This window comes from Lysobacter cavernae, from assembly GCF_042648505.1.
In the GTDB taxonomy this organism is placed as follows: Bacteria; Pseudomonadota; Gammaproteobacteria; order Xanthomonadales; family Xanthomonadaceae; genus Lysobacter_L; species Lysobacter_L cavernae.
Genome location: NZ_JBHRXK010000002.1, coordinates 42,006 through 68,519, shown reverse-complemented (window position 1 = coordinate 68,519; position 26,514 = coordinate 42,006). Strand labels below are relative to the sequence as shown.

The window sequence follows — 26,514 nt, the reverse complement described above, 5'->3', positions numbered from 1 at the left end:
TGTCCGAGGTGCTGACATCGCAGTCCAGGGCAAGACCCCCGGCGTGGGCGCAGCCGCGCACGCGCAAGCTGGGCGTGCTGGTGGCGCTGGCGTTGCTCGCGGGCCTGCTGCTGTACCGCGGCGGTTGGACTGTGTCGCGCCATCAGGAGGCGGCGGCCAACGCGGTCGTGGCGACCGGCGCCGCGCTGTCGCCGGCATCGTTGGGGACGCGCGGCGATGTCGCCGTGCGCGACGACGGCGCGATCACGCCGCAGCGCCCGCCGAGCCTGCGCCGCGACTTTGAAGCAGCCACCGACCTGTATGCGTTCGCGCAGCGGCTGGCCCCGGCGGTGCAGGCCAAGGAGCCCGACGCGATCTGGATGCTGAGCCGCGTCTACGATTACTGTGCCGGCTACGCCGTGGCCCCGGCCGCCTATGCCAAGGACACCCAGGTGTTTGGCGACATGGGATTGCGCACGTCCGCGGCGCTGGTGACCGCGCGCAATCGCGTCAGCCGCCGCTGCGCGCGCTTCGTGCCGGAGGACGACCTGTCCTACCGGGCGATCCTGCTGCAGCGGGTCGAAGCCGCCGAAGCCGGCAGCCTGGCAGCCGAGGCCGCGCTGCTGGCAATGGGCAAGCCGCTCAAGAGCGACGACCCGTACAAGCACGCTCTGGTCGAGCGCGTGCAGCAGTCGAAGGATCCGGAGGCGTATGCCGCGCTGTCGCCGGGCATGGGCATCGCCGCAAACGGGCGCTCGGCGTTCTCCGAGCAGGTGGCGGGCACGCAGTTCGCCGAGCTCGCCTGGCAACTCGCGGCATGCCGCCTGGGCCTGGATTGCGGCCCCGAGGGCGCCCTGATGACGAACTACTGCGCCAATGGCGGCATCTGTTCGCGCGATGCCGGCCAGGATTTCCCCAGCTTCGTTTACGACGCCGCGGTCCCGCGCCAAGGCGCCGACGTGGTCAATGACATGGTCACCTCGCTGTTGGGCGAGGAGAGGGTAATGAAATGAAGAACGTGCGCTTCGTGGACAAGGTCAAACGGTATTTCTGGGTGCTGCTGTTCGCCACCTACTCGGTCGCCGCGGCCGGGGTGGTGATCGACGTGCTCGGTGACGACTACCGCGAGTTGTCGCAGGTCGCGGTGACCACGGTGCAGTCGTCCGACGAGGTACGCATGACCGGGGCGGCGCAGGTCGCGGCGGTGTACCGCGCGCGCAGCGGCGCACCGTTCGCGACGCTGTCCCCGGGCAGCACCTTCCGGGTGGTCTGGCCGGACGGCTCGAGCGAGTACGTGATGGTCGTCAGCCCGTCCGCGAGCAGCGGCGTGCAGCCGATCGCCGGCACCCAGCAGCGCGCGCCCAAGTCGGACCCGGCGCAGCCGCGGGCCGACCACGATGGCTCGCAGTCGTCCGTCTCCGACAAGGTTCAGCGGCAGTAGCCGCGGCAGCGGGCGGCCGTCGAGCGGCCAGGAAGCATCCGCGCCTGGGGTGCGCGCCATCGGCCACCGTCGTGAGCCGTCGCCCGTGATCGGCAGGCGTGCCCTCTCCCGCGAGCGGAAGAGGGCCGCAACCATCACACGATCGAGATCGACTTTTCCTTCTGCTCCTTGAGCCGCTTCTCGAGGTAGTGGATGTTCATGCCGCCTTGCTGGAAGCCGACGTCGGACAGGATGCGCTGCTGCAGCGGGATGTTGGTCTTGATGCCGTCCACGACCATTTCGCTCAGCGCCACGCGCATGCGTGCGATCGCGGTCTCGCGGTCGGGGCCGTGCACGATGAGTTTGCCGATCATCGAGTCGTAGTTCGGCGGCACGCGATAGCCTTCGTAGATGTGGCTGTCGACGCGCACGCCGGGGCCGCCCGGGGCGTGGAAGTGCTGGATCAGGCCGGGGAACGGCATGAACGTGTCCGGGTCCTCGGCGTTGATGCGGCACTCGATGGCGTGGCCCTCGAGCACGATGTCGCTCTGCTTGATCGCCAGCTTGTGGCCGGCGGCGATGTTGAGCTGCTCGCGCACCAGGTCGATGCCGGTGACCATCTCGGTGACCGGGTGCTCGACCTGGATGCGGGTGTTCATCTCGATGAAATAGAAGTGGCCGTTCTCGTACAGGAACTCGAACGTGCCGGCGCCGCGGTAGCCGATGCGCAGGCAGGCCTCGACGCAGACCTTGCCGATCTGCGCGCGCTGCTCGGGCGTGATGCCCGGCGCCGGTGCTTCCTCGACGACTTTCTGGTGGCGGCGCTGCATCGAGCAGTCGCGCTCGCCCAGGTGGATGGCGTGGCCCTGGCCGTCGGCCAGCACCTGGATCTCCACGTGGCGCGGGTTCTCCAGGAACTTCTCCATGTAGACCATGTCGTTGCCGAACGCGGCCTTGGCCTCGGCCTTGGTCGTGGCGATGGCGTTGACCAGCGCGGCCTCGGTGTGGACCACGCGCATGCCGCGACCGCCGCCGCCGCCGGCAGCCTTGACGATCACCGGGTAGCCGATCTCGCGTGCGATCTTGGTGTTGGTCACCGCGTCGTCGCCGAGCGGGCCGCCGCTGCCGGGCACGCACGGCACGCCGGCGGCCTTCATCGCGCGGATCGCCTCGACCTTGTCGCCCATCAGGCGGATGGTGTCGGCCTTGGGGCCGATGAAGATGAAGCCGGACTGCTCCACGCGCTCGGCGAAGTCGGCGTTCTCGCTGAGGAAACCGTAGCCCGGGTGGATCGCCTGGGCGTCGGTGACCTCCGCGGCGGCAATGATCTGCGCCATGTTGAGGTAGCTGTCGGTCGACGGCGCCGGGCCGATGCAGACCGACTCGTCGGCCATGGCGACGTGCTTGAGGTTGCGGTCGACGGTGGAGTGCACCGCGACCGTGCGGATGCCCAACGCGTGGCACGCGCGCAGGATGCGCAGCGCGATTTCACCGCGGTTGGCGATTACGACTTTATCGAGCATGGGAGGGCCGTGATTCGTGATTGGTGATGGGTGATTCGTCCATGCGTGCGGCGATGCTCGTCATCGGCGCATTCAGCCTGGCGAATGTGCGGTCCAATATCTGGTCCAGTTCGATTGGCGTAGTGCCGAATTCCAAGCGAGCGGCGATCAGAAGCTGTGTATCGAGTTCCGAGAGTGATCCGCGGGCGATCGAGAGGAAGCGATGTAGCTCGTTGCGGGACTTGCGCGCTGCCCCTTCAGCGATGTTGGACGGCACACTGATCGCGGCGCGTCTCACCTGGGAGGTGAGGCCGAAGCGTTCGTCCGCTGGAAACTGCGCCGAATACGCATAGACCGCAGCGACCAAGTCCATGGCGTCATGCCATACATCCAGGCGCTGGTGCGGTCGCTTGTCCGAATCACCCATCACGAATCACGAATCCCGGCTTCTCAGCCAATCACAAACAGCGGCTGGTCGAACTCGATCGGCTGGCCGCTCTCGACCATCATCTTGAGCACGGTGCCGGCGACGTCGGCCTCGATCGGGTTGAACATCTTCATCGCCTCGATAATCCCCAGCGTCTCGCCGGCCTTGACCGTCTGGCCGATGCTGACGAAGGCCGGCTTGTCCGGTGCCGGCGAGGCGTAGAAGGTGCCGACCATCGGTGCGCGCACGACGTGGCCTTCGGGCAGGTCGGCCTGCGGCTTGGCGTGACCGCCGGTGGCGGCCTCGGTCGGGCCCTGCATCGGCATCACCGGGGCGGCGACCGGCGCGGCGTGCAGCACCGGCGCGGCGACGGCGATGCCCTTGGGCGTGCGTGCCAGGCGCACCGACTCTTCGCCCTCCTTGATCTCGATCTCGGCGAGGTTGGATTCCTCGAGCAGGTCGATGAGTTTCTTGATTTTGCGCAGGTCCATGAAGCGGGCCTCTGGTCAGTGCCCTCGAACCGAGGGCGGGGTCGTGATGGGGTTCAGGGGGCGTCGGCCAGCCGCGCCAGGGCGGCGTCGAGCGCGTAGCGGTAGCTGTCGGCACCGAAGCCGCAGATCACGCCCACGGCCAGGTCGCTGAAGTAGCTGGTGTGGCGGAACGGTTCGCGGCGGTGCGGGTTGGACAGGTGGACTTCGATGAACGGGATGGCGACCGCCGCGAGGGCGTCGCGGATCGCCACGCTGGTGTGGGTGAAGGCCGCCGGGTTGATCAGGATGAGCGCCGTGCCGTCGCCGCGCGCGGCCTGGATGCGGTCGACCAGCACATGCTCGGCATTGGTCTGCACGCTGTCGAAGTCGTGGCCGGCGGCGAGGGTGCGGGCGCGCAGGTCGGCGTCGATGTCGGCGAGCGTGGCGCGGCCGTAGACCTCCGGCTCGCGGGTGCCGAGCAGGTTGAGGTTGGGGCCGTGCAGTACCAGCAGCTTCGCCATCGCGGGACCGTGCGTTCGCCCTCGGGAACGGGCGAAAGGCCGGCAGTGTGCGCGAAGGCCGGCAGGGTGTCTAGAAGTTCGACGCCATATCGCCGAACTTGTCGCGATTTAAGCAGTTGTTTGAGTGGCCGCTCTAATTCTGCGCCCAGCCGTCGATTTCCCCGGCCTGGAACGGGCCGATCTTCTGCCGGAGCAGGCGGCCGTCGGCCGAAATCAACACGGTGTAGGGCAAAACCCCTTTCGGATTGCCCAGCTGCACGCTGCTGTCGCGCGGGCCGGCCTGGTCGAGCAGCACCGGATAGCGCACCGGGATGCGCTGCAGGAAGGCGCGCACGGCGTCGGCGTCGTCCAGCGCGATGCCGACCACTTGCGTGCCGTTGCCGGCCTGGGCGGCCGCAAAGCGGTCGAGTTCCGGCATTTCCTCGATGCACGGCCCGCACCAGCTGGCCCAGAAGTTGATCAGCAGCGGCCGGCCGGCGTAGGCCGCCGGCAACGCCACCGTCGCGCCATCGAGGGTCGGCAGGGACAGCGGCGGCATGGCTTCGCCGCGACCGGCGATGGCCAGGCCGGCCGGCGCCGGCGGCGCACCGGCATTGACCACGCTCTGCAGCGCGCGCTGGCCGATCTCGCTGCGCAGCAGCGGGCCGGGGCCGTTGAGCCAGAGGCCGGCGACGGCGCCGAGCACGGCGGCCGCGGCCGCGACCAGCAGCACCTTGGTGGTCGGGCCCAGCGCCATCAGCGGGTCGCCCGCTGCCCGCGTTCGACGAACTTGTCCGCGGCCTCGAAGCCAAACAGGCGCAATTCGCGGCGCTCACTGCCGTCGATGTAATAAAGCGTCGCCGGTGGGCCGATGATGCCCAGGCGCTGCATCAGGGCCTGGTCGGTGTCGTCGTTGGCGGTGACGTCGGCCTTGAGCAGAACGAAGCCGGTCAGCGCCCGCTGCACGGAAGCTTCGGGGAAGGTGTACTTCTCCATCTCCTTGCAGGCCACGCACCAGTCGGCATAGAAGTCGAGCAGCAGCGGCTTGCCGGCAGTCCGGGCGGCGGCGACCTCGCGGTCGAGGTCGGCCAGCGATTTGATCTTGCGGAACGGCAGCTCGCGGGTCTGCGTGCCGGCGCTGCGCAGGCCGGCGAGTGGCTGCAGCGGGTCGCGGCTGCCGGCCATGGCACCGACCAGCTGCGCGGTGCCGAGCAGGCCCAGCAGCAAGGCCGCGGTCCAGCCGAGCACGCGCGCGCCGTCGCGCCGCAGCGGCTTGAGCGCCAGCGCCACTGCGGCGGCGGCGGCCAGCAGCAGCACGCCCCACAGCGCCAGCGCGGCCGGTCCCGGTAGCACCCGCGACAGCATCCATACCGCCAAGCCGAGGAAGACGAAGCCGAACGCGCGCTGCACCGCGACCATCCACGGCCCGCTGGTCGGCAGGCCGCGGCCGGCGGCGACGCCGAACGCGAGCAGCGGCACGCCCATGCCCATCGCCAGCAGGAACAGCGCCGCGCCGCCGAACACCGGGTCCTGGGTCTGGCCGATGTAGAGCACCCCGGCTGCCAGCGGCGGCGCCACGCAGGGGCCGACGATCAGCGCCGACAGCGCGCCCATCACCGCCACGCCGAGCCAGGAGCCGCCGCGCTGGCGGTCGCTCATCGAGCCCAGCTTGTTGCGCAGCGCCGCCGGCAGTTGCAGCTCGTAGAGGCCGAAGCTGGACAGGGCCAGGGCAAGGAACAGCGCGGCGAAGGCGGCAATCACCCACGGGTTCTGGAACGCGATCTGCAGGTTGGCGCCGACCAGGCCGGCGACCACGCCGGCAGCGGTGAACACCAGCGCGTTGGCCAGCACGTAGACGAACGACAGCGCGAACGCGCGGCGCGCGCCCAGGCCGGGGCCGTGGCCGGCGATCAGGCCCGAGAGGATCGGGATCATCGGCAACACGCACGGCGTGAACGACAGCAGCAGGCCGAAGCCGAAGAAGCTCGCCAGCGCCCACCAGCGGTTCGGCCCGGACAGGGCCTTGGCTAGGCGGCTGTCCTCGGCGAGGCCCGCGTCATTGTCCGCGGCCCCCCAAGGGGAGTTTCTTCGCGGCGCAGGAGCGGCTTCAGCCGCGAGCTCCTGCCCTGATCTTTCCGTCGCGCGTGCAGGCACCGCTTCGGTCGTGGCGCCTCCGTCCGGAAGACCGGTGGCCGCACGGGCCGCGCCCCCGGTATCCGCACTGCTTGCTGCGCTGGCTTCGCCGGACGCGGCTGAAGCCGCTCCTGCGCCGCGAAGGAGGTTCCCTTTGGGGGCGACAGCCGTGGGCGATGAAACCACTCCCGCCGGCAGCGCCAGCGTCAGCGTGCGCGTCATTGGCGGGTAGCAGATGCCGTCGGTCTGGCAGCCCTGGAAGCCCGCGGTCAGTCGCAGGTCCGCAGCCTCGGCGCGGCTGCGTGTCAGCACCACCGGCACGTCGATCTGGTCGAAGTAGACGACGACATCGCCGAAATGTTCGTCGCGGTGGGCGACGCCCTTCGGCCAGCGCGGCGGGCCCAGCGCGATGCCCGCCTTCGCCGCGGCCGCATCCAGCTTCAGCGAGGTCTTGTCGCGGTACAGGTAATAGCCGCGCGCCGGAGTGAAGCGCAGCAGCAGCGTGTTGCCGTCGCCGGCGATGGCTTCGAAGCCGAATGCCTGTTCCGGCGGCAGCGGCAGCGCCTCGCTGCCGGCGGCGCCACCGAGCAGGCCGCCGGTCAAGGGCGCATTGCCGCCGCGCTGGGCGCCGAAGGCGACCACCGGCCCGGCCGGGGCAGCGGATGCGGCGACCGGCAAGGCCACGCTGACATTGCGCGTCTGCGGCGGGTAGCAGACCCCGGCGTCGGCGCAGCCCTGGTACTTGATCTTCAGGGTGACGTGCTCGGCGCGGGCCTGGCCCGGCAGGGTCGCGGTGACGGCCTGGCGGTAGGTCTCGACCTTGCCGAAGAACTCGTCCTCGTAGGCCTTGCCCTTGGGCAGCTGCAGCGGCTGCGCGGCGAAGCCGGCATCGGCCTGCACCGAGATCCGGTGCTTATAAAGGTAATAGCCGTCGGCGACCTGCCAGTGGATCGCGATGCGATCGGCGGCCGTGGCCTGGGCGCTGAGCACGAAGGCCTGGTCGACCGGCAGCAGGTCGTCTTCGTCGATCGCGGCCGCGGCGGGGCCGGTGAGACCGAACAGGGCGGCGAGGCCGGCCAGGCCGAGGCGGAGCAGGCCGGCGCGCAGGCGGCGGCCGCGGAAAGGCAGGTTTTCTTCAGTCATCGTCACGGGTCTGTTCGGCCACCCAATGCAGGTACGGGGCGAGGCCGCCGAGGGCTTCGACCGCGATCGCCTCCGGCAGTTCATACGGGTGCAGGGCCTGCAGCCGTGCGATCAGCGCGTCCTGGCGCTGCGCGGTGGTCTTGATCAACAGCAGCACCTCGTCGCTGCGCTCGAGCGTGCCCTGCCAGCGGTAAGTCGACTGCATCCCGGGCAGTGTGCTCACGCAGGCGGCCAGGCGCTCCTCGACCAGCGCCGAGGCGATCGTGGCGGCGGTTTGCGGGTCCGGGCAACTGCTGAGAACCAGCCGTACGGGCGAGGCGGGAGGCGTGGGCATGAGGGGCGCCAGTGTAGCCTCCGCCCCCGGCGCGGGCGAATGGCCCGGCTCGCCGCGGCCGGCGTCGATGGCGTAGTCTGCCGGCGCCGACGACCTTCCTGGGGGACGACCATGATCCGCAACCTGCCCTTGGCCCTGTTCCTGAGCGTGGCCGCCACCCTGCCGGCCGCCGCCCAGGGCGTGCGCGGCGCCTGCTACGAAGTCGCCGGCACGACGCGGCTGGTCCTGGTCGAGACCGCCTGCGAGCAGGCGCTGGACTGCGTGGCCGACCCCGGGGCGATGACGGCGCGCGACGCCGACCCGGCGGTCGATACGGTGTGGGCGGTCAACGGTCCGGTCTTCGTCGACGACGCCGGCCAGGTGCTCGACGAGCCGCCGATGCAGGGCACGATCCGTGCGGTCTGGAGCCTGGTCCTGGAAGCGGGCCACACGCCGCGGCGATTGCAACTGGTGCACGACGGCGAGCCGGTCGCCGCGGCATTCGAACCCACGCCCGGTTGCGCGGCGCTGCCGCCCGCGGCGGTGAAGCGGCTGTTGAACCGCTGAGCGGGTAACCGCACCGCCTTGGGGCCATCGGCCGCAGGGGCTGGTGAAAGCCGCTGCCCGTCAAGGTCGACCCGTGCTTGCGGCACGGGCCGAGCCCCGGCCGAAGCCCTCAGTTCGCCAGCTGGCAACTCGCCGGCTGGCTCGAGGTGAACAACACCGCGCTCGCCCATTCCGGGTGGTCGATGAACGGGTTGCGGTTGCCCTGGAAGCTGTAGATCACCTCGTTGCGTTCGCGCTCGGCCGCGTCCGGCGGGTCGGCCTGGTGCCAGGCCAGCAGCGTCGACAGCAGGCCCATGTAGGCCGGCGACGCGGACGTGATGACGATCTTGCTGCGGTCGTCGGTGAGCTCCAGGTCGGGCTCGCCCTGGCCGGTGCCCGGGTGCGTGCCGCCCTCGTAACGGATCGCCATGTAGAGCACGGCGCGTGCCATGTCGCCGCGGCGGTGGCCCCAGACCTGGAACGAGCCGCCGTTGCCGTCCGGACCCTTCACCCAGTTGGAGTTGCCCGGGTAGACACCGCTGCCGCCGCCGTGGCCGGCGTTGGCTTCGGTGATGCGCTCGCCGCAGCCGCCTGCCACGGTGCAATCGGCGTAGGGCTTGTTGCCGCGATCGGAATTCCAGGTGGCGTCGGTCAGGTACAGCATGTGGGTGTCGGTGTAGGGCGCGTACGGCAGGCCCTTGTCACCGGTGGTGCTGCCGAAGCCGAGCGAGTTGGGCCAGGTGTGCTCGCGGTTGTATCTGAGCCCGCTGCCACTGCCGGCGCGCTCGGTGACCTTGAGGTAGCTGCGGTTGCGGTAGGCGTCGAGGACGCGGCCGGCGTTGTTAGGGTCCTCGTCGGCGATCTCCAGGATGCTCCAGGTGTTGCTGGTGCCGCCGCTGTACGGGTAGACCGTGTGGCCCTGGATGGTCGCGTGCAGCGAGCAGCGCAGCTGGCTGGCGCCACTGCCGGTGTTGACGCGGGCGTAGTAATCGCCGCCGCCACCACCGCCCGTGGCGACGTTGAAGTCGATCACACGGTCCTGTGCCGGGTGCGCGCCGCCGCTGTCGCTGATCTGCGCGGCACTGATGGTCAGGCTGCAGCTTTCGCCGGCGTGCAGCGCGGTGCCGGTCGAGATGATGAAGCTGCTGCCGCTGCCCGGATGGCTCAGCGCGACCGTGCCGGACTGCGTGCACTGCAGCGCAAAGGCGCCGGCGGTGAGCGTCACCGCTTCGCTGAAGCTGACCGACAGCTCGCCCGCGGCCGGGAAGTCGCTGGCGCCGTCGACCGGCGTGGTGGCGGTGACCGTCGGCGCCGGATTGGCCGTGGCGAAGCTCTGGCCGTGGTTGCAGGCGCCAAAGGTCTGCGTGGCCGAGGCGCGCCAGCTGAAGTCGCTGTAGCGGCCGCCGTTGCCGCCCAACTGCAGCGAGGTGCCGGCGGCGGTCGATGCCGATTCGCTGACCGGCAGGTTGACGCTGCTGCGCCCCGCGGCCGGGCCGTTGGACGCCGTGACCGTGCCCTCATAACTGAGGAACTGCACCACCGCACCACTGGCATCGACCAGGGCGAGCGCGTCGTTGGCGCCGTTCTGCAGGCCGTTGCTGGGGTAGCTGACCGTGGCGATGCGCACGCTGCCGCCGCAACTGACCGCGCTGCCGGCCGGCAGCGGGTCGTTGTCGTAGGTGGTGGCCGCCGACGGCGTGGCGCCGTTGTACAGGTAGAGGCGGTAACCGCTGAGGGACTCGCCGGCGGTGGCGACCACCTCGATGCGCTCGCCGACGTCGCCGCTGGCGGTGGCGTCGTCGTAATGCAGCTCGTTGATGAAGACTTCGGCGTGGACGACGCCACCCACGAACAGACAGGCGCAACCCAGCGCCCTTGCCACGGCAGACGAGTGATGAGACACGGACATGCTCCTTGCGATCCAGTGCCGACTATACGGCGCGGCCGATGACAGTTCGGGCGGTCCGGGACGCGGCGCGGTGGCTATGTGATGCGCGTCCGAATACGGCCGGCGATAGCAGCAAGCGGCTGCGTCGGGGCTAACGCTCGCCGTGGGCGTTGCCGCCGGCGCCGACACGGGGACGAGTGCGGCCAGTGCGCAGCTCGGCGAGCTGCTCGACGACCTCGACCAGCGGTGCCTTGGCCCGCGTCGGTGCCTCGCGGAACGCGGCCAGCAGGCGCAGCTCCAGCGGGTCGTCGACCAGGGTCGCGTCGGCCGCGGCGACCGAATCCAGCGCCGTGTCCGACGACAGGCTCATCTTGCCGCGGCCGGTGGCCAGCCACTCGAACTGCACCCCGGTGACCAGCGCGACTTCGCGCAGGTGGGCGGCGCTCGGGTGCTTGCCCTGGGTGGCCTCCCAGTGGCCGACCGCGCTGCGCTGCACGCCGACCGCCGCGCCAAGGGCGGCCTGCGACAGCCCGGCGTGGCGGCGGGCCAGGCGGATGCGTTGCTGTGGGGTCATGACTGGGCTTCCTTCTAGGAGCGACCTTTACTCACCAGGCGAACGATATACACCTAAGCTTGTGCGCTATTGATAGCATGGCGATCGCACTTTTCTAAGCTTAATCAATAGTTTCATGTGAATTTCAGCGGCAACCGCTACCGATACTAGGCATTTGATCACACCCGAAGCACTGGCCGAAGTGACGCGGAATGAACAAGATTGCCCTTCGCTGACACGGAAGTCGGCATCGACAGGGCGTCGGTTCGGGGGACGGGCGCAGGACAGCGCCGTGCAGAGGACGGCCTACTCCGTACCAAGGGAGCGCGTTCCACGGGACGCGCTCCTTTTTTGTTCCTGCACCACGGGCCCCATTGGTTCCGATGTCCTCGCCTCAGGTTTTCTCCGCCAGGCCTTGAAAGCCCCGGCGCGCGCCCCATCTTCCCGTCAGTCCCGGTTCGCCGGGCTTCTTTTGCACGCGGCGTTGGCACTCGTCTCGGGCGACTGCTAAAATTTCGCGACTTTTCCCACCCGTTCAACCACTTACGTACGCTCCTCGGAGGCTGTTGCCATGAATATCAAGCCGCTCTACGACCGCGTGGTCATCAAGCGCATGGAAGAAGAAAAGATGTCCGCCGGCGGCATCGTGATCCCGGACTCCGCCACCGAGAAGCCGATCAAGGGCGAAGTCGTTGCCGTCGGCGCGGGCAAGGTGCTCGACAACGGCAGCGTGCGCGCGCCGGTGGTCAAGGTCGGCGACAAGGTGCTGTTCGGCAAGTACAGCGGCACCGAGGTCAAGCTCGACGGCACCGAATACCTGGTGGTGAAGGAAGACGACATTTTTGCCGTGCTCGGCTGATAGCCGATCACGGCGTGATTCGTGATTGGTGATTCGTAAGAGCAAGCCTGCTCCGTCATCACCGTCCCGCACGAATCCGTCGCTTCTCGCTTTTCCGAATCACCAATCACGAATCACTCATCACGAGGTTCCACCAATGGCTGCCAAAGAAATCCGTTTCGGTGAGGACGCGCGCGCAAAGATGGTGCGCGGCGTCAACGTGCTCGCCAATGCCGTCAAGGCCACCCTCGGCCCGAAGGGCCGCAACGTCGTGCTCGAGAAGAGCTACGGCGCGCCGACGATCACCAAGGACGGCGTGTCCGTCGCCAAGGAGATCGAGCTGAGCGACAAGTTCGAGAACATGGGCGCGCAGATGGTGAAGGAAGTCGCGTCCAAGACTTCCGACAACGCCGGTGACGGCACCACCACCGCCACCGTGCTGGCGCAGGCGCTGATCCGCGAGGGCATGAAGGCGGTCGCCGCCGGCATGAACCCGATGGACCTCAAGCGCGGCATCGACAAGGCCGTGGTCGAGGCCGTGAGCGAGCTGAAGAAGCTCTCCAAGCCGTCGTCGACGAGCAAGGAAATCGCCCAGGTCGGCGCGATCTCGGCCAACTCGGACACCAACATCGGCGACCTCATCGCGCAGGCGATGGACAAGGTCGGCAAGGAAGGCGTGATCACCGTTGAAGACGGTTCGGGCCTGGAGAACGAGCTCGACGTGGTCGAGGGCATGCAGTTCGACCGCGGCTACCTGTCGCCGTACTTCATCAACAACCAGCAGTCGATGTCGGCCGAGCTGGATGATCCGTTCATCCTGCTGTACGACAAGAAGATCTCCAACGTGCGCGACCTGCTGCCCGTCCTCGAGGGCGTGGCCAAGGCCGGCAAGCCGCTGCTGATCGTCGCCGAGGAAGTCGAAGGCGAAGCGCTGGCGACCCTGGTGGTCAACACCATCCGCGGCATCGTCAAGGTCTGCGCCGTCAAGGCGCCGGGCTTCGGTGACCGTCGCAAGTCGATGCTCGAAGACATGGCCGTGCTGACCGGCGGCACCGTGATCTCCGAGGAAGTCGGCCTGCAGCTCGAGAAGGCGACCATCGCCGACCTCGGCCGTGCCAAGAAGGTGCAGGTCTCCAAGGAGAACACCACCATCATCGACGGCGCCGGCGACGGCGCAGGCATCCAGGCCCGCATCAAGCAGATCAAGGCGCAGATCGAGGAGACCTCCTCCGACTACGACCGCGAGAAGCTGCAGGAGCGCGTGGCCAAGCTGGCCGGCGGCGTGGCGGTGATCAAGGTCGGTGCTTCGACCGAGATCGAGATGAAGGAAAAGAAGGCGCGCGTCGAAGACGCCCTGCACGCCACGCGTGCCGCCGTCGAGGAAGGCATCGTGCCGGGCGGCGGCGTCGCGCTGCTGCGTGCCAAGGCCGCGATCGCCAACCTCAAGGGTGCCAACGAGGACCAGAACCACGGCATCCAGATCGCCCTGCGCGCGATGGAAGCGCCGCTGCGCGAGATCGTGACCAACGCCGGTGAAGAGCCGTCGGTCATCCTCAACAAGGTCATCGAAGGCAAGGGCGCGTTCGGCTACAACGCCGCCAACGGCGAGTACGTCGACATGCTCGAAGCCGGCATCCTGGACCCGACCAAGGTCACCCGCACCGCGTTGCAGAACGCTGCGTCGATCGCCGGCCTGATGATCACGACCGAAGCGATGGTTGCCGAGCTGCCGAAGAAGGACGAGCCGGCGATGTCGGGCGGCGGTGGCATGGGCGGCATGGGCGGCATGGATTTCTAAATCGCAACTGAGCACATACGCAACACGAAAAACCCCGCCGCCAGGCGGGGTTTTTCTTTGCGCGCGAGCTCCGGTGCCGGGCAGCTCACAAGCCTGCCGTTCGTCGGCGCAACGCCGGGGATGCCAACGGTAACGGGGCCTTGCTGCACTTTCGCCGGCGCCGGCACGGGCCTAAATACGATGTGCCGGCGTTGCGATGCCGGTGCCCGTTCGGGGATGCCCCGGACAGGCCGGCCACCGCCATATGCGATGGAAGTGCGAGGGTTGTGAGGTCTTTCGATGGACGCTGTGCGCTACCTGTTTGCATGTCCCTTGGGTCGCCGGGCGGCGCGTCGGACCCGCGTAAAAGCGCGTATGCAAGTGATGCAGGGGGATGACCATCCAGCGTCTACCTGGCGCCGAACGAGGACACTGACATGAAAAACAAGCTGACAATCGGTCTGATGCTGGCGCTGGCCGCCGGTGCACTGCCTGCCGCAGCGGTCGCGGGCGACGGACAAAGCCGCGCGCTGGCTGAAGCGGCCGGAATCACCGAATACGAAGTGCGCATGTTGATGGGCTGGTCACCACTGACCTACTACGAGTTCCGCTCCGACCACGGCCGCATCGAGCGCAAGATTGCCCGCGCGCTGGGCGACGAGTTCGTGCAGGGGTTGCTGGCCGGCAAGCCGATGCGCTTGACGCGTGAGGTCGACGGCCGGGTCGTGGTGGTCGTGATCCAGCGCGATCGCAGGAGCTGAGCCTGCGGCGCGATCACCGCCCGATCGGGCGATGGTCGCGTGGGCAAGCTGGAGATCCGACCGGCAGGCATGTCGGGCACGAAAAACCCCGCCATACGGCGGGGTTTTTCGTGGTCGCGGCCAACACCGTGCCGGTAACGCTAGGGAATCGTGTCGAGGCGGCCGTACAGCCCGTTCGTGCCGTTGTTCGGGCCAGAGGCGAAGAACAGCGTGTTGACCGGCTGGTTGGCGAAACCGTTGCCGAAGGCGAGGCCCCACAGTCCATCGATCACGATCGGCCGGAAGTGGCGGTCACGCAGGCTGCCCAGCGGGAAGCCGAACACCGGCTCGTAGACATTGATGCGGCCGTCGCCGAAGTTGCCGATCAGCAGCGCGTTGCTGAAGGTGCCGAACCCGGCCGGGGCCAGCGTGACGCCCCACGGCGCGTTGAGACTGCCGCGCGAGGCCACGCGGCGGATCAGCTGGCCGTTGGGGGTGAACACGTTGACGAAGCCGAGCCCGGGCCCGCGCATCACGCGGGTCTTGTTCGCGTCCTGCAGGCCATAGGTGACGTAGAGGTTGCCGCCGATGGCGTGGATGCCGAACGGGGCATAGCCGACCGGGATCCGGGCATCGGCGAACGCACCCGCCGGCAAGGCCACCGGATTGAACGAGGCGTCGAACACGTCCACCCGCGCATTGCGGAAATCGGCGGCATACAGCAGCTGGCCGCTGCCGCCGGCACTCAGCGCCAGGCCCGTGTAGCTGGCGCCGCCGGCGGAGTTGTCGACCCGGCGGATCGCGTTGAGCAGGTTGACGTTCGGCGCCCAGCCGGCAATGACGCCCTGTGCGGTGGCAAAAATGAAACGGCTCGGCCCGGTCGCCGCGCCCTGGCTGACCGTGAACCCGCCCGAGGCGTTGAACACGATGCCGGTCGGCGCGCCGCCGGTGGCGGCGGTGGGCGAGGGGATCTGCACGACCAGCGACTGGATGTTGCCGTCGCCGTCGTACAGCGTGGAGGTGCCGGAACCGGCGTTGGCCACCCAGACGACGCCGAACGGGTTGAACGCGACGCCCCACGCGTTGACCAGGTTGGGATCGGTGTGCTCGGCGGGGATGGCGCCGTTGGATACCAGGTTGCGCTGCGCGTAGCGCACGTCAGCCGCGACAGGCGCTGCGGCCAGGACCAGGGCGAAGGCGAGCGCGAGGGGCGCGCAGACGCGCGCGCGGAGGCTTGCAAGCGGCTTCATGTGGGGACTCCTTGGTTTGCGGGGGGAGGCGCGGCGTGCCAGCGCCGCCTTTGCAGGGCAAAAACTGCGCTGCAAGCCGTGTATGCCGGTGCGGACGCCATCGGTTCACCCTCACGCGCCGACAACACGCCCGCGCGTGCACAGGCGCAGGATTGAACCGGAACCGCCGCCGCGGGTATCGACGGTGATGAGGGCGAGGACGAGGCGCATGGCGACCAGGTCGGACCCACACCGCGATGCAGGGCCGGCCACCGCGGGCGCTGCCGCGCGTGACGGTGACGGACGTGATGGCGACGGACGTGACGAGGTCGCCCTGATGGGCCGCGTCGCCGCCGAGCAGATCGACGCGTTCGAGTCGCTGTACCGCCTCTACCACCCGCGCCTGACCCGTTTCCTGCAGGGCATGACGCGACGGCCGGCGCTGGTCGAGGAAATCCTCGACGACACGATGCTGGTGGTGTGGCGCCGCGCGCACAGCTACGACCCGGGCGCGAAGGTGTCGACCTGGATCTTCGGCATCGCCTACCGGCAGGCGCTCAAGGCGCTGCGGCAGGTCGACGACGCGGTTGAGCCCGGCGCGCAGGCGCTGCAGGAGTCGCCGCAGGTCGGCCCGGATGGCGCCCTGCAGCAGCGGGAACTGCGCGCGCAGCTGGACCAGGCGATGCGGGCCTTGTCGGCGGAGCAACGCGCGGTGATCGAGCTGACCTACTACCTCGGCTACGCCTGCCGCGAGATCGCGCAGATCATGGACTGCCCGGTCGATACGGTGAAGACGCGGATGTTCTACGCGCGGCGCCGGCTGCGGACGCTGCTGGGTGACAGCCACGAGGAGGCCATGTGAGCGGACGCGTGCTTCCCTTCGAAGGCTCGGCGCACAGCGAGGCGGAGCGGCTGCTGCCGTGGTTCGTCAACGCGACGCTGGACGGTGACGAACTCGCGCGCGTGCAGTGCCACCTGGCCGAATGCGCGCGGTGCCAGCGCGAGGTCGAGCAGTTGCGCGCGCTGCACCGGGCCTGCACCGAGGCTGCGGCGGTGCCCGATGCGACGCCGTCGTTGCGACGACTGCGGCATCGGCTGCGGGCACCGGTGGTGCGAGCGTCGTGGCCGCGGTGGCGCGCCGTGCGCGAGGCATGGGCGGCAACGCCGACCTGGCTGCGCTGCACCGTGGCGGCGCAGTGTGCGGTGATGCTGGTGCTGACGGGTTTGCTGCTGGGCGGCGGCTCACCGTCTGCGATGTACCGCACCCTGGGCGAAGCTGCGGCGCCGGCTCCCGCCGTCGACGTCCACCACCTGGCGGTCGTGTTCGATCCGCAGATCGAACAGGCGCAGATGCAGCGCCTGCTGCGGGCGAGCCAGGCGCGCATCGTCGACGGTCCCAATGACGCCGGCGCCTACGTGCTGGCGGTGCCGGCCGCGCGCGCAGCGGCCGTGCGCGAGGCACTGCGCGCCGCGCCCGGCGTGGTGCTGGTTGAAAGCCTGGGCCCGCGCGAGCGGCGTTGAGCATGCGCGCGGCCGTGCTCCTCGCGTTGCTGTGCCTGGCGGTAGCGACTGCTGCGGACGTGCCGCCATCGCCATCGCGGTTGGCGCTCGCGCCGAGCTCGTCCGCTGCGACGCCGGAGCAGGCGATGGCCGAGCGGCAACTGCTGCTGATGTTGCGCGCACCGCCGCCGCATTTCCGCCCCGACGCGGACTATGCCGGCGACTACCAGACCGCGCCCGGACGCCACGCGCGCCGACGCATCGCCCGCGAGCTTGCCCGTGAGCACGGCCTGCGCCTGCGCGACGACTGGCCGATGCCGGCGCTTGGGCTGGATTGCTTCGTGCTGGAGGCGGTGAGCGGCGATGCGCGCACCCGCATCGTGCCGCGACTGGCAGCCGATCCGCGCGTGGAGTCGGTGCAGCCCATGCAACTGTTCCGCCTGCGGGGCGCGGGTCGGCTTGGCGCCGGCGATCCGTTGTCTGCCGCGCAGCCTGCGGTCGCCCGCTGGCACCTGCGCCAACTGCACACGCTGGCGACCGGCAGGCGCGTCGTCGTCGCCGCGCTGGATACGGGCGTGGACGTCCACCATCCCGATTTGCACGGGCAGGTGGCGGTCACGCGCGACTTCGTCGATGGCGGTGCCACACCGGCGGAGACGCACGGCACGCAAGTCGCCGGCATCATCGGCGCGCGCTCCGACGACGGCATCGGTATCGCCGGGGTCGCGCCGCAGGCACGGCTGCTGGCGCTGCGGGCGTGCTGGCAGTCGCCGGGCGCGGACGGCGCGGCCGCGTGCAGCAGCTTCACCCTGGCCAAGGCGTTGCAGTTCGCGCTGGATGCGGACGCGCAGGTCCTCAACCTCAGCCTGACCGGCGCCGACGACCGGCTGCTGGCGCGCCTGCTGGACGCCGCGCTGCAGCGCGGCGTGACCGTGGTCGCCGCGGTCGATGTGGATGTCGACGATGGCGGGTTTCCGGCCGCCCATCCCGGCGTGCTGGCGGTGGCCGGCGTGCACGATCACGGCGCCCGCCCCGGCGTGCTGCTGGCGCCGGACCGCGGCATCCCCGCGCCCACGCCCGGCGGCGGCTGGACGCTGGTGTCCGGCCCGTCCTACGCCGCCGCGCAGGTCAGCGGCCTGGTGGCGTTGCTGCGCGAGCTGTCGCCGCGCCTGCGCGCCACACAACTGCGCGCTGCGCTGGCCCCGGCACCTGGGCTAGGCTTGGCGTCGAGGCGGCCGACGCTGATCGACGCGTGTGCCGCGGTCGTGCGCGTGGCGCAACGCTGCGCCTGCGACTGCGTTGCAGCGCCCACGGCGAGTGCGAGGCCGCGCCGATGAGAGCCGCCCGTGCCGCGTGGTGCCGTCGCACTGTGGACCTTGCTGTTCGCCAGCACCGCCCAGGCCCAGGTCTCGGGCAACGTCGCGGTGGTGTCCGACTACCGCTTCCGCGGCGTTTCCCTCAGCGATGACCGCCCGGCGCTGCAACTGGGCATCGCCTACGACCACCCCGACGGCTGGTACGCGGGCGCCTTCGCCTCCAGCGTCCGGCCCGCGCCGCAGGTCGGCGGCGATGCGCAGCTGCTGGCCTACCTCGGCCATGCCTGGCGCCTGCGCAACGGCCTCAGCTGGGAGGCCGGCGTCGAATACGCGATGCTGGTCGGCGCGTCCGATTACGACTACCCGGAGCTCTACGTCGGCCTGGCCTCCGAGCACCTCGGCGCAAGGTTCTACTTCGCCCGCCACTTCGGCGGGGTGCCCGTGGTCTATGCCGAGCTCAATGGCACGCACGCGCTGTCCGAGCGCACGCGCCTGCTCGCGCACCTGGGCTGGCTGCGCCGCGGCGCTGGCGAGACGGCCTTGCCCCTGGAGCGCGAGCGTTTCGATCTGCGCGCCGGCATCGGGCTGGCCCTGAGCGGGTTCGATCTGCAGCTGGCCTGGGTGCTGAGCGAGGGCCACGGCGGGCGCTTCCCGATCTATCCCAGCGCCCGCCCGGCCGACCGCTCGGGCTGGGTCTTGAGCCTGTCGCGCGCCTGGTAGTCGCCGCCGACGGGCAGCGCCGCGATCCGCCGATCCGATGCTCACCGTCGTAGCGAACCGCCGGGCGGCGGCTGTCTTGATGAGGTTTGTGAGGGATTGCTTCCGCAATGCCGAGGATGTGCGCAGTGCGTCGCCAACGGCCGGTCATCGCCGCTGCGGACGGCGTATCACTCTCATGCAGGACGCGACACGGCGCAGGGCTGCGCCACTGCGAGAGGACGCTGCCATGACATCCAGCTTGACCCTGTGCCTGTTGGCGATCGCGCTGGCGCCGGGCGTTGCCACCGCTGGCACGGGCCCGCAGCCGCATGACCGGACCGGTGGTTCCGGTCTGGTCGCGCCCGCTCCGGCGGGTGCTGCGGGCGCGCAGCGCGTTCGACGGATCCGGCTGAGGCCACGAGCGCAGGTGAAGGCGGCCCGTGAAGACCTCGGGCGAACCGTGCCGGCGGCCGGCAACGGGTCGCGTGGTCCGTGCTTGCACCTGGTCGATGGCCTGTCATGGCAGTGAACCGGCAGCAGCCTGGCCTGCTGCGTCGAATACAACCGCATTGGGAGCATCGCAATGAACATCACCAGGCAAAACAGGAACAGCTGGCTGGCCCTGCTCGGCATACTGCTGCTGGCCGTCGTGCCACTGGCAGGCGCCCAGTGCCCAAGGGCCGCCTATACCGTGGGGCAGATCAACGTCCATGCCGATGCCCCGACGTTCTCCACGGGCGGAGGCTGGCAGCAGGCGGGCGTGCTGGAGTCGTTGCCGCCGAATACCCGCGTGACCGTATGCGAGGAAAGGACGGTCGGCATTGTCGACCAACGGCTGTGGTACCGGATCGAATACGACGGGCGCCAGGGCTGGGTCTATTCCGGGTGGCTGCGGCCCGGCGACGGATCGACCCGCAGGGAGCCGGCGTTCTTTTCCTTCGGCCTGATAGCCACGGCCGTGGCCGCGCCAGCGGCCCCCGGTGGCACCGTCGCCGCCAGCCCGATGGACGACGGATTGCCGCGGAAAGTCGCGGGCGCATCGGTCGACCAGCAGGCGCTGCGGCTGGTCGCGCTGGTGTTCGTGTTGCTGGGCATGGTTGGCAAGGTGGTCTACGACGTCATCGAAAAGCACGGATCGAAACTGACCTGGAAGATCCTGTCGGTCGAGGTCGCCAAGCCGGCCAATTTCATGAAGGCGGTGATCGCCGCGCCGATCGCGTGCATCTCCATGCTCCAGACCGGCGATTACGTGTTCGAAAGCGGCGTGGCGGTGGCCTTGAGCTTCTTCCTCTCGTTCCAGAACGGCTTCTTCTGGCAGACCCTGCTGCCGGCGAGAAGGAACTGAAGCAGGACGGTGGGCGAGGGTGCATCCGCATCCGACCGGCTGACGAGACCGCGTGGACGCGGACGTCGGCCGGCGTGTCCGGTATCGCCGCCGTCATGCCGGCGCATGGCCGGTCCGGCGGCGCGATTGCGTGCAATGGACACCGCCCCGCGTTCGATCGAGCCGCCGATGTCGCGCACCCCGCTGTTCCATCTGTTGCGCCGTGCCGCGCGGATCGCGCAGGCGGCGCGCCACGCGCCGTCGCCGCTCGACGAGTTCTACGAGCGTGGTCGCGCCTTGCGCGTCGATGCCACGCGCCGTCGCCTGCTGCAGGGGGCGGGCGCGGCGCTGGTGCTGGCCGGCTGCACCCAGCTGCCGCAGCCCGATGCCAGCGGCGGTGAGGTGGTGATCGTCGGCGCCGGCATCGCCGGGCTGACCGCGGCCTGGCGGCTGCGCCAGCAGGGCGTGGCGGCGCGCGTGTTCGAGGCGCAGAACCGGATCGGTGGACGCATGCTGAGCCTGCGCGACCATTTCACGCTCGACAGGAGCGGCGATGGCCCGGTGATCGAGCTCGGCGGCGAGCTGATCGACAGCGACCATGTCCACATCCGCGCGCTCGCCGCGGAGCTCGGCCTGACGCTCGACGACCTGCTCGACGGCGAGACCGCGCACGACACCTGGTACTTCGACGGCCGCCGCATCGGCGAGCGCGAGATCGTCGAAGCCTTCGTGCCGGTGGCCGCCGCGATCGAGCGCGATGTCGCAGCGCTGGGCGACGGCGACCTTGACCATCGCGACAGCAATCCCGCGTTTCGTGCGCTCGATGCGCGCTCGATCGCGCAATGGCTCGACGACAACGGCGTATCCGGCTGGCTGCGCAAGCTGATCGATGTTGCCTACACCACCGAGATGGGGCTCGAGATCGGCGAGCAGTCGGCGCTGAACCTGCTCACCTTCATCGGCACCGACGACCCCGATGCGTTCAAGGTGTTCGGCGAAAGCGACGAACGCTTCCACGTCCGCGGCGGCAACGACCTGATCCCGAAGCGCCTCGGCGACAGGCTCGCCGGGGCGATCGAGACCGGCTATGTGCTCGAGGCGCTTCGCGGCGACGCCGACGGCTACACGCTCACGTTCCGGCGTGGTGCAGCCTCGCATGACGTGCGCGCCAGGCAGGTGATCCTCGCGCTGCCGCTGACCCTGCTGCGCCAGGTCGAACTCGCGCTCGAACTGCCGGCGGCCAAGCGCCGCGCGATCGAGACCGCCGCCTACGGCAGCAACGCCAAGCTGATGATCGGCTACGACCGGCGCGTGTGGCGCGAGCACGACGCGAACGGCGCCTCGATGAGCGACCTGGCGTACCAGACCACGTGGGACACCTCGCGCAAGCAGGCCGGCAGCGGCGGCGTGCTCACCAACTTCACCGGCGGCCGCCATGGCATCGAGCTCGGCCAGGGCACGCCGAAGGAACAGGCCGCGCGCGCCACCGCCAGCCTCGAGCGCGTGTTCCCGGGCATCGCGTCTGCGCGCGGGCGCGGACGCGAGGCGCGCTTCCACTGGCCCTCGCATCCGTGGTCGCTCGGCAGCTACCTCTGCTTCCGCCCCGGCGACTGGTCGAGCCTGCGCGGCGCGATTGGCGAATCGGTCGACGGCCTGCATTTCGCGGGCGAGCACTGCGCGCTCGACACCCAGGGCTTCATGGAGGGAGGCTGCGAGTCCGGCGAGGCGGCGGCACGGGCGGTGTTGGCGCGCCTGGGGCTGCGCCAGGCCGCGTAGCGCGGCCCGGCACGCCGTCGCTCGGACTCACCAGCGGTAATTCACCCGCGCATACACGAAGCGGCCGTTGAACCCGTACGGCGCCGAGTCGCGCGGGTACGGCAGGATGCCGGTGTTGCTGTTGTCGCCCGGCAGGCTGCTGACGAAGCCGTTGGCATCGGTGGCGAGCCGGGTGGTGACCTCGTCCGGGTACTGGTCGAACAGGTTCTCCGCGCCCAGGGTGAAGGTGACGCGGTCCCAGCGGTAGTTGAGCGCCAGGTCCACCACCCAGTCCGGGCCGAAGGTGTCGTCGACCGGCGGCAGGCCCCCGCTCAGCGGCGCACCCAGTACCTGCCATTCGCCGTAGCGCGTCGCGGTGAGGCTGGCCGAGAACGCGCCGATGCCGTAGTCGCCGCCGAGCACCCACTTGTCCCTGGGCGACCCCACGGTGAGGCGGCCCAGCTCGACGCGGCCGAAGCGCACCAGGTTCGGATCGATCGCCTGCAGCTGCGGCGGGTTCGGCGCGATCCGAGTGACCTCGGTGTCGTTGTGGTTGTAGCCCAGGGTCAGGCTGAAATTGCCGGCATCGCCGAGCGGGGGCGTCCAGCGGCCGACAAAATCCACGCCCTCGGTGCGCGTGTCGATCGCGTTGGTGAAGTAGCGCCCGCCGGTGACGCCGGGGAAGCCCTGCGAGGCGAGGTAGTTGGTGATCGCCGTGCCGGTCAGGTTCTCGCTCAGCACGATGCGGTCGTCGATGTCGATGCGGTAGAAGTCGAGGGTGAAATTGAGGGTGTCGAGCGGCTGCGCCACCAATCCGAAGCTGAGGTTGCGCGACTCCTCCGGCTGCAGTGGCTCGGCGCCGAGCGCCTGCGCGACCGGGCTCGACACCGGGAAGGTGCGGATGTCGAACGGCACCCCGGAGATGAAGTTGGTCGCGGTGGTCGAATAGAACTGCTGCTGCAGGTTCGGTGCGCGGAAGCCGTTGCTGAATGTGCCGCGCAGCGCCCAGTGCTGCGTGAAGGCGAAGCGCGCCGACAGCTTGCCGCTGGTGGTGCTGCCGAAGTCCGAGTAGTCCTCGTGGCGGCCGGCCAGGCCGAGCGAGAAGCGCTCGGTGAGATTGCCTTCGAGGTCGGCATACAGCGCCCACATGTCGCGCGAGGCGTCGGCCTCGTCGCTGGGCCGGAAGCCCGGAAACACCTGCGCACCCGGCGGTTGCCCCAGCGCGCCACCGATGTAGGACGCCGGCTCGCCGGCGGCGAGCACGAACTTCTCCTCGCGCGACTCGGCACCGAAGGCGAGGTTGAGCGGCCCGCTCATCCAGCCCACGTCGAAGGCGCGGTTGAAGTCGAGGTTGACCGCGTTCTGGCGGTAGTCGAGCGTGCCGGCGTAGAAGTCGCGTGGGCTGCTGGCGCCGAGCGCGCGGTTGAGCGAATTCTCGACGAAGAAGTCGAACTCCTGACCGCCCGTGTTGAGGCTCAGGTCCCAGTCCCAACCCGCGCCGAACTGCCCACGCAGCCCCGCCACCAGCGACATGTCGCTGACGTTGGACACGATCAGCGGCAGGAAGCCGTCGGGGTAGATCGCCGGCACGTTGCGCGCGTCGAGGGCGCGGCGGTAGAAGCCGGCGCTCTCGCCGTCGCGTGCGCTCCAGCCGCCGAAGGCGTACAGCGCCACCGCTTCGGTCAGCGGCATCTCGCCGTTGAAGAACAGCGCACGGTCGATGGTGGCGGCGTCGCCGAAACGGTGGTTGATGCGGTCGAACGTCGCCTCGCGCGGGTCCGGCTGGCCGCCGACCAGCGGGTACTGCTGGCGCCGGTCGGGCGTGGAGCGGTTGGTGAAGTTCTTGTCACGGTACTCGGCGGTGAGGTTGAGGAAGCCATCGCCGGCGAGGTTGAGGCCGACGTTGACCGCGCCCTGCGCGAGTTCGCCGTCGCCTTCGCTGGTCTCGCCGACGCGCACGTCGACTTCGCCGCCTTCGTCGGCGTTCTTGAGGATGATGTTGATCACGCCGGCGATGGCGTCGGTGCCGTACTGCGCCGCGGCACCGTCGCGCAACACCTCGATGGCCTTGATCGCGCTGACCGGAATCGCGTTGAGGTCGACCGGCGAGGAACCGCGGCCGACGGTGCCGTTGACGTTGACGATCGCGGTGCGATGGCGGCGCTTGCCGTTGACCAGCACCAGGGTCTGGTCCGGCGACAGCCCGCGCAACTGCGCCGGGCGCACATGGTCGGAGCCGTCGGTGATCGAGGTGCGCGGGAAGTTGAACGACGGCACCAGCCGCGCCAGCACCGACTGCAGCTCGGGCGTGCCGGCGTTCTCCAGTTCCTGGCCGCCGATCACGTCGATCGGCGACAGCGATTCGGCCACGGTGCGGGTCTGGCTGCGGGTGCCGGTGACGACCACCGTGTCCAGGGTCCGGGCCTCGGTGTCGTCGTCCTCGGCGGGGGGCGGCGCGGTCTGCGCGGCGGCGAGGGGCGGGCTGAGCAGGGCTAGTGCGGCGAGCAGGGACAGAACGAGCGGACGGCGGGCCATGGCGATCTCCGTGTGCACGTGGCGGGCGGATAGATGAATGCGGGGTGGGGCGCCTATTAATGAAAACGTAACGGGCCGATCCTGCGCCGCCGGCCGCCGCGATGCAATCGCCGAAGCCGGGAGGTCCGGGCGGGGGGCTTTCTATACTCGTAAGTATTGTTTTGCACTGCAGCGTGCAAACACGCTAACGCTTCCTTCACGATCGGTCCCGCATCCCGACGTGGGGGAGGGAGCAGGCCCGCAACCGGTTCGACCGGGGCGGGCTTTTTTATTGCCCGACTCCTGATGCCCGGACGGCATGTCCGCACACCGCGCGGGCGACGCGGGCTGCCTGGCAAGAAGCGCGCCATTGCCTGCCCGCGCCGACGGGTTTTCCTGGGCCGATTCCGCCGGCTTTTGCCGTAGCCAATGAGTGCAGTTCCGCGTCGAAAAGGGCGGCGTTGGACTGCGCGCGGGGGACAACGTGGCCGCAGGCCACACTTGTCGGAGAGGCATCCATGAAAGTCCTAACGTTGACAATGGCTGCGGCCGCGGCGCTGTTGGCCGGGCAAGCGCAGGCGGCAACACATGTGGTGGTGGCCAAATCGCTGAGCTTCAGCGATGCCTTGGCGAGCCAGATCGAAGCGAACGGCGGCCACATCACGGCGCGTTATCCGGGTATCGGCGTGGCGATCGTCGAAGCCGATGCGGGGTTCCGTGCCCGTGCCCAAAGCCTGATCCAGATCCGTTCCGCCGTGCCTGATGTGCAGTTGCAGTTCGAGATTCCCGAGTCCGTACCGTTCGACGCCAGCGCGCAGGCCGACCCGCCCAACAGCGGCGACAACGACACCTTCTTCAACTTCCAGTGGGGCATGGCCGCGATCGACGCGCGTGAGGCCTGGGACCTGGGCTACCGCGGCAACGGCGCGCGCGTGGCGGTGCTCGACAGCGGTGTCTATTGCCAGCATTTTGATCTTGCCAGCAACATGCTGGGTGCGCTGAACACGTCGTTCGTGCCGGGCGAGGGTCCGTGCGTCACCACCCCGGGCTTCAACCACGGCACCCACGTCGCCGGCATCATCGCCGCCGCCGACAATGCCTTCGGCACCATCGGCGTGGCGCCGCAGGCCAAGTTCTTTGCGGTGAAGGTACTGTCCGAGGTTACCGGCAGCGGCAGCTTCGGCGGCATCCTGCAGGGCATCGTCTACGCCAGCGACAACGGCGCCGACGTGATCAACATGAGCCTGGGCGTGAGCGGCGGCATCGCGCAATCGCCCGACAACCTGGAGCTGATGCTGGCGGTGCAGCGCGCGGTCAACTACGCGCGTGGCAAGAACACCACCGTGATTGCTTCCGCCGGCAACGACGCCACCGACTACGACACCGAGAGCAACGCGGACGGCACACATCAGATTGCGTTTCCGGCCGGGCTCAGTGGCGTGGTCGCGATCTCGGCGACGGCGCCGGAAGGCTGGGGCGTCGACCCCAACACCAACCTCGATCTGCCGGCCAGCTACAGCAACTACGGCAAGCGGCTGGTGCGGCATGCGGCACCGGGCGGCGACTTCGACTACACCCCGGCCAATCAGTTGTGCGTAGTGGCTGGCATCCTGAATCCCTGCTGGGCGTTTGACATGGTGCTCAGCACGTCTTTCGTCAGCGGTGGCACCCAGTTCTATTCCTGGTCCGCCGGCACCAGCATGGCCGCGCCGCATGCAGCCGGCGTCGCCGCGCTGATCATCGGCAAGGCCGGCGGCACGCTGTCGCCGATGCAGGTGGAGCTGCGTCTGCGCGTCGGTGCCGACGACCTCGGCCCACATCTGCAGGACAACTTCTACGGCCACGGCCGGGTCAATGCGTACAAGTCGGTGAAGTGATCCCAGCTACTGTTTGCAACGCACTGCAGGCGCCCGCTCCGGCGGGCGTCTGTTTTTTGGAGATGGGTCGG

The 26,514-nt window shown here is 69.4% G+C and carries 23 protein-coding genes and 1 pseudogene; 13 read left to right on the top strand and 11 right to left on the bottom strand.

Features of this window, described 5'->3' with window-relative positions; genetic code table 11:
* Positions 1 to 8 precede the first annotated feature (8 nt).
* Both ACFOLC_RS04750 and ACFOLC_RS04745 read left to right on the top strand, forming a co-directional pair.
* Positions 9 to 992 carry a hypothetical protein gene (locus ACFOLC_RS04750; protein ID WP_386758088.1) on the top strand — a complete coding sequence of 328 codons (984 nt, stop codon included), beginning with the start codon at positions 9 to 11 and terminating at the stop codon, positions 990 to 992.
* Positions 989 to 1,339, top strand: a pseudogene (locus ACFOLC_RS04745) (hypothetical protein); the annotation flags it as partial. The gene ACFOLC_RS04750 and the pseudogene ACFOLC_RS04745, both read left to right, overlap by 4 nt.
* A 215-nt stretch (positions 1,340 to 1,554) precedes the next feature.
* On the opposite strand, the gene accC reads toward ACFOLC_RS04745, so the two are convergent.
* The 7 genes from accC to cutA all read right to left on the bottom strand — a co-directional run bounded on the left by accC (position 1,555) and on the right by cutA (position 7,908).
* On the bottom strand, positions 1,555 to 2,922 hold the full coding sequence (accC, locus tag ACFOLC_RS04740) for an acetyl-CoA carboxylase biotin carboxylase subunit (RefSeq protein ID WP_386758087.1): 1,368 nt from the start codon (positions 2,920 to 2,922) through the stop codon (positions 1,555 to 1,557).
* On the bottom strand, positions 2,912 to 3,328 hold the full coding sequence (locus ACFOLC_RS04735) for a four helix bundle protein (RefSeq protein WP_386758086.1): 417 nt from the start codon (positions 3,326 to 3,328) through the stop codon (positions 2,912 to 2,914). The genes accC and ACFOLC_RS04735 overlap by 11 nt, the downstream gene beginning before the upstream one ends.
* 23 nt (positions 3,329 to 3,351) lie before the next feature.
* On the bottom strand, positions 3,352 to 3,819 hold the full coding sequence (gene accB, locus ACFOLC_RS04730) for an acetyl-CoA carboxylase biotin carboxyl carrier protein (RefSeq protein ID WP_386758085.1): 468 nt from the start codon (positions 3,817 to 3,819) through the stop codon (positions 3,352 to 3,354).
* A gap of 53 nt (positions 3,820 to 3,872) precedes the next feature.
* Positions 3,873 to 4,319 (bottom strand): type II 3-dehydroquinate dehydratase, encoded by a 447-nt coding sequence (gene aroQ / locus ACFOLC_RS04725; protein WP_386758084.1) that lies wholly within the window; start codon positions 4,317 to 4,319, stop codon positions 3,873 to 3,875.
* 133 nt (positions 4,320 to 4,452) lie between these two features.
* Complete coding sequence (locus tag ACFOLC_RS04720) at positions 4,453 to 5,055, bottom strand: TlpA disulfide reductase family protein (RefSeq protein WP_386758083.1); 603 nt, start codon at positions 5,053 to 5,055, stop codon at positions 4,453 to 4,455.
* Positions 5,055 to 7,574, bottom strand: a complete 2,520-nt coding sequence (gene dsbD, locus ACFOLC_RS04715; RefSeq protein ID WP_386758532.1) for a protein-disulfide reductase DsbD — start codon at positions 7,572 to 7,574, stop codon at positions 5,055 to 5,057. Before dsbD ends, ACFOLC_RS04720 begins: the two co-directional genes overlap by 1 nt.
* Positions 7,567 to 7,908 (bottom strand): divalent-cation tolerance protein CutA, encoded by a 342-nt coding sequence (gene cutA / locus ACFOLC_RS04710; protein ID WP_386758082.1) that lies wholly within the window; start codon positions 7,906 to 7,908, stop codon positions 7,567 to 7,569. Before cutA ends, dsbD begins: the two co-directional genes overlap by 8 nt.
* A 111-nt stretch (positions 7,909 to 8,019) precedes the next feature.
* Here cutA and ACFOLC_RS04705 point away from each other — a divergent pair, with 111 nt between their 5' ends.
* Positions 8,020 to 8,454 carry a hypothetical protein gene (locus ACFOLC_RS04705; RefSeq protein ID WP_386758081.1) on the top strand — a complete coding sequence of 145 codons (435 nt, stop codon included), beginning with the start codon at positions 8,020 to 8,022 and terminating at the stop codon, positions 8,452 to 8,454.
* Positions 8,455 to 8,563: 109 nt separating this feature from the next.
* Here ACFOLC_RS04705 and ACFOLC_RS04700 read toward each other — a convergent pair whose 3' ends face one another.
* Both ACFOLC_RS04700 and ACFOLC_RS04695 read right to left on the bottom strand, forming a co-directional pair.
* The gene (locus ACFOLC_RS04700) at positions 8,564 to 10,342 is read right to left on the bottom strand and encodes an endonuclease (protein ID WP_386758080.1); all 1,779 of its coding nucleotides are present in this window, start codon (positions 10,340 to 10,342) and stop codon (positions 8,564 to 8,566) included.
* 130 nt (positions 10,343 to 10,472) lie between these two features.
* A complete protein-coding gene (locus ACFOLC_RS04695) occupies positions 10,473 to 10,895 on the bottom strand; it encodes a helix-turn-helix transcriptional regulator (protein WP_386758079.1) in 423 nt (140 codons plus the stop codon).
* Positions 10,896 to 11,445: 550 nt separating this feature from the next.
* Here ACFOLC_RS04695 and groES point away from each other — a divergent pair.
* From groES to ACFOLC_RS04680, 3 genes are all read left to right on the top strand, one after another.
* Positions 11,446 to 11,733: a co-chaperone GroES gene (groES, locus tag ACFOLC_RS04690; protein WP_386758078.1), complete on the top strand. Its 288-nt coding sequence runs from the start codon at positions 11,446 to 11,448 to the stop codon at positions 11,731 to 11,733.
* Positions 11,734 to 11,869: 136 nt separating this feature from the next.
* On the top strand, positions 11,870 to 13,510 hold the full coding sequence (gene groL / locus ACFOLC_RS04685) for a chaperonin GroEL (RefSeq protein WP_386758077.1): 1,641 nt from the start codon (positions 11,870 to 11,872) through the stop codon (positions 13,508 to 13,510).
* Positions 13,511 to 13,926: 416 nt separating this feature from the next.
* A complete protein-coding gene (locus ACFOLC_RS04680; protein ID WP_386758076.1) occupies positions 13,927 to 14,250 on the top strand; it encodes a hypothetical protein in 324 nt (107 codons plus the stop codon).
* A gap of 140 nt (positions 14,251 to 14,390) precedes the next feature.
* Here ACFOLC_RS04680 and ACFOLC_RS04675 read toward each other — a convergent pair whose 3' ends face one another.
* The gene (locus ACFOLC_RS04675; protein ID WP_386758075.1) at positions 14,391 to 15,479 is read right to left on the bottom strand and encodes a TIGR03118 family protein; all 1,089 of its coding nucleotides are present in this window, start codon (positions 15,477 to 15,479) and stop codon (positions 14,391 to 14,393) included.
* 208 nt (positions 15,480 to 15,687) lie between these two features.
* Between ACFOLC_RS04675 and ACFOLC_RS04670 the strand changes: the two genes are divergently transcribed.
* From ACFOLC_RS04670 to ACFOLC_RS04645, 6 genes are all read left to right on the top strand, one after another.
* Positions 15,688 to 16,320 (top strand): RNA polymerase sigma factor, encoded by a 633-nt coding sequence (locus ACFOLC_RS04670; RefSeq protein ID WP_386758074.1) that lies wholly within the window; start codon positions 15,688 to 15,690, stop codon positions 16,318 to 16,320.
* Positions 16,321 to 16,328: 8 nt separating this feature from the next.
* On the top strand, positions 16,329 to 16,979 hold the full coding sequence (locus tag ACFOLC_RS04665) for an anti-sigma factor family protein (RefSeq protein ID WP_386758073.1): 651 nt from the start codon (positions 16,329 to 16,331) through the stop codon (positions 16,977 to 16,979).
* A 2-nt stretch (positions 16,980 to 16,981) separates the two neighbouring features.
* Positions 16,982 to 18,295, top strand: coding sequence for a S8 family peptidase (locus tag ACFOLC_RS04660; protein ID WP_386758072.1), 1,314 nt, complete (start codon positions 16,982 to 16,984; stop codon positions 18,293 to 18,295).
* 9 nt (positions 18,296 to 18,304) lie between these two features.
* Positions 18,305 to 18,994: a TorF family putative porin gene (locus tag ACFOLC_RS04655; RefSeq protein WP_386758071.1), complete on the top strand. Its 690-nt coding sequence runs from the start codon at positions 18,305 to 18,307 to the stop codon at positions 18,992 to 18,994.
* A 562-nt stretch (positions 18,995 to 19,556) separates the two neighbouring features.
* On the top strand, positions 19,557 to 20,318 hold the full coding sequence (locus ACFOLC_RS04650; RefSeq protein ID WP_386758070.1) for an SH3 domain-containing protein: 762 nt from the start codon (positions 19,557 to 19,559) through the stop codon (positions 20,316 to 20,318).
* Positions 20,319 to 20,453: 135 nt separating this feature from the next.
* Complete coding sequence (locus tag ACFOLC_RS04645) at positions 20,454 to 22,073, top strand: flavin monoamine oxidase family protein (RefSeq protein WP_386758068.1); 1,620 nt, start codon at positions 20,454 to 20,456, stop codon at positions 22,071 to 22,073.
* A 27-nt stretch (positions 22,074 to 22,100) separates the two neighbouring features.
* On the opposite strand, the gene ACFOLC_RS04640 is transcribed toward ACFOLC_RS04645, so the two are convergent.
* Complete coding sequence (locus tag ACFOLC_RS04640) at positions 22,101 to 24,587, bottom strand: TonB-dependent receptor plug domain-containing protein (protein WP_386758066.1); 2,487 nt, start codon at positions 24,585 to 24,587, stop codon at positions 22,101 to 22,103.
* Positions 24,588 to 25,084: 497 nt separating this feature from the next.
* On the opposite strand from ACFOLC_RS04640, the gene ACFOLC_RS04635 reads away from it, so the two are divergent.
* On the top strand, positions 25,085 to 26,443 hold the full coding sequence (locus tag ACFOLC_RS04635; protein ID WP_386758064.1) for a S8 family serine peptidase: 1,359 nt from the start codon (positions 25,085 to 25,087) through the stop codon (positions 26,441 to 26,443).
* The last annotated feature ends 71 nt before the right edge of the window (positions 26,444 to 26,514 follow it).

What these genes read in the sequence shown, in the direction of transcription:
- accC (WP_386758087.1), bottom strand. Translation starts at nt 2,922, where the DNA reads ATGCTCGATAAAGTCGTAATCGCCAACCGCGGTGAAATCGCGCTGCGC.
- ACFOLC_RS04735 (WP_386758086.1), bottom strand. Translation starts at nt 3,328, where the DNA reads ATGGGTGATTCGGACAAGCGACCGCACCAGCGCCTGGATGTATGGCAT.
- accB (WP_386758085.1), bottom strand. Translation starts at nt 3,819, where the DNA reads ATGGACCTGCGCAAAATCAAGAAACTCATCGACCTGCTCGAGGAATCC.
- aroQ (WP_386758084.1), bottom strand. Translation starts at nt 4,319, where the DNA reads ATGGCGAAGCTGCTGGTACTGCACGGCCCCAACCTCAACCTGCTCGGC.
- ACFOLC_RS04720 (WP_386758083.1), bottom strand. Translation starts at nt 5,055, where the DNA reads ATGGCGCTGGGCCCGACCACCAAGGTGCTGCTGGTCGCGGCCGCGGCC.
- dsbD (WP_386758532.1), bottom strand. Translation starts at nt 7,574, where the DNA reads ATGACTGAAGAAAACCTGCCTTTCCGCGGCCGCCGCCTGCGCGCCGGC.
- cutA (WP_386758082.1), bottom strand. Translation starts at nt 7,908, where the DNA reads ATGCCCACGCCTCCCGCCTCGCCCGTACGGCTGGTTCTCAGCAGTTGC.
- ACFOLC_RS04705 (WP_386758081.1), top strand. Translation starts at nt 8,020, where the DNA reads ATGATCCGCAACCTGCCCTTGGCCCTGTTCCTGAGCGTGGCCGCCACC.
- ACFOLC_RS04700 (WP_386758080.1), bottom strand. Translation starts at nt 10,342, where the DNA reads ATGTCCGTGTCTCATCACTCGTCTGCCGTGGCAAGGGCGCTGGGTTGC.
- ACFOLC_RS04695 (WP_386758079.1), bottom strand. Translation starts at nt 10,895, where the DNA reads ATGACCCCACAGCAACGCATCCGCCTGGCCCGCCGCCACGCCGGGCTG.
- groES (WP_386758078.1), top strand. Translation starts at nt 11,446, where the DNA reads ATGAATATCAAGCCGCTCTACGACCGCGTGGTCATCAAGCGCATGGAA.
- groL (WP_386758077.1), top strand. Translation starts at nt 11,870, where the DNA reads ATGGCTGCCAAAGAAATCCGTTTCGGTGAGGACGCGCGCGCAAAGATG.
- ACFOLC_RS04680 (WP_386758076.1), top strand. Translation starts at nt 13,927, where the DNA reads ATGAAAAACAAGCTGACAATCGGTCTGATGCTGGCGCTGGCCGCCGGT.
- ACFOLC_RS04675 (WP_386758075.1), bottom strand. Translation starts at nt 15,479, where the DNA reads ATGAAGCCGCTTGCAAGCCTCCGCGCGCGCGTCTGCGCGCCCCTCGCG.
- ACFOLC_RS04670 (WP_386758074.1), top strand. Translation starts at nt 15,688, where the DNA reads ATGGCGACCAGGTCGGACCCACACCGCGATGCAGGGCCGGCCACCGCG.
- ACFOLC_RS04660 (WP_386758072.1), top strand. Translation starts at nt 16,982, where the DNA reads ATGCGCGCGGCCGTGCTCCTCGCGTTGCTGTGCCTGGCGGTAGCGACT.
- ACFOLC_RS04650 (WP_386758070.1), top strand. Translation starts at nt 19,557, where the DNA reads ATGAACATCACCAGGCAAAACAGGAACAGCTGGCTGGCCCTGCTCGGC.
- ACFOLC_RS04645 (WP_386758068.1), top strand. Translation starts at nt 20,454, where the DNA reads ATGGACACCGCCCCGCGTTCGATCGAGCCGCCGATGTCGCGCACCCCG.
- ACFOLC_RS04640 (WP_386758066.1), bottom strand. Translation starts at nt 24,587, where the DNA reads ATGGCCCGCCGTCCGCTCGTTCTGTCCCTGCTCGCCGCACTAGCCCTG.
- ACFOLC_RS04635 (WP_386758064.1), top strand. Translation starts at nt 25,085, where the DNA reads ATGAAAGTCCTAACGTTGACAATGGCTGCGGCCGCGGCGCTGTTGGCC.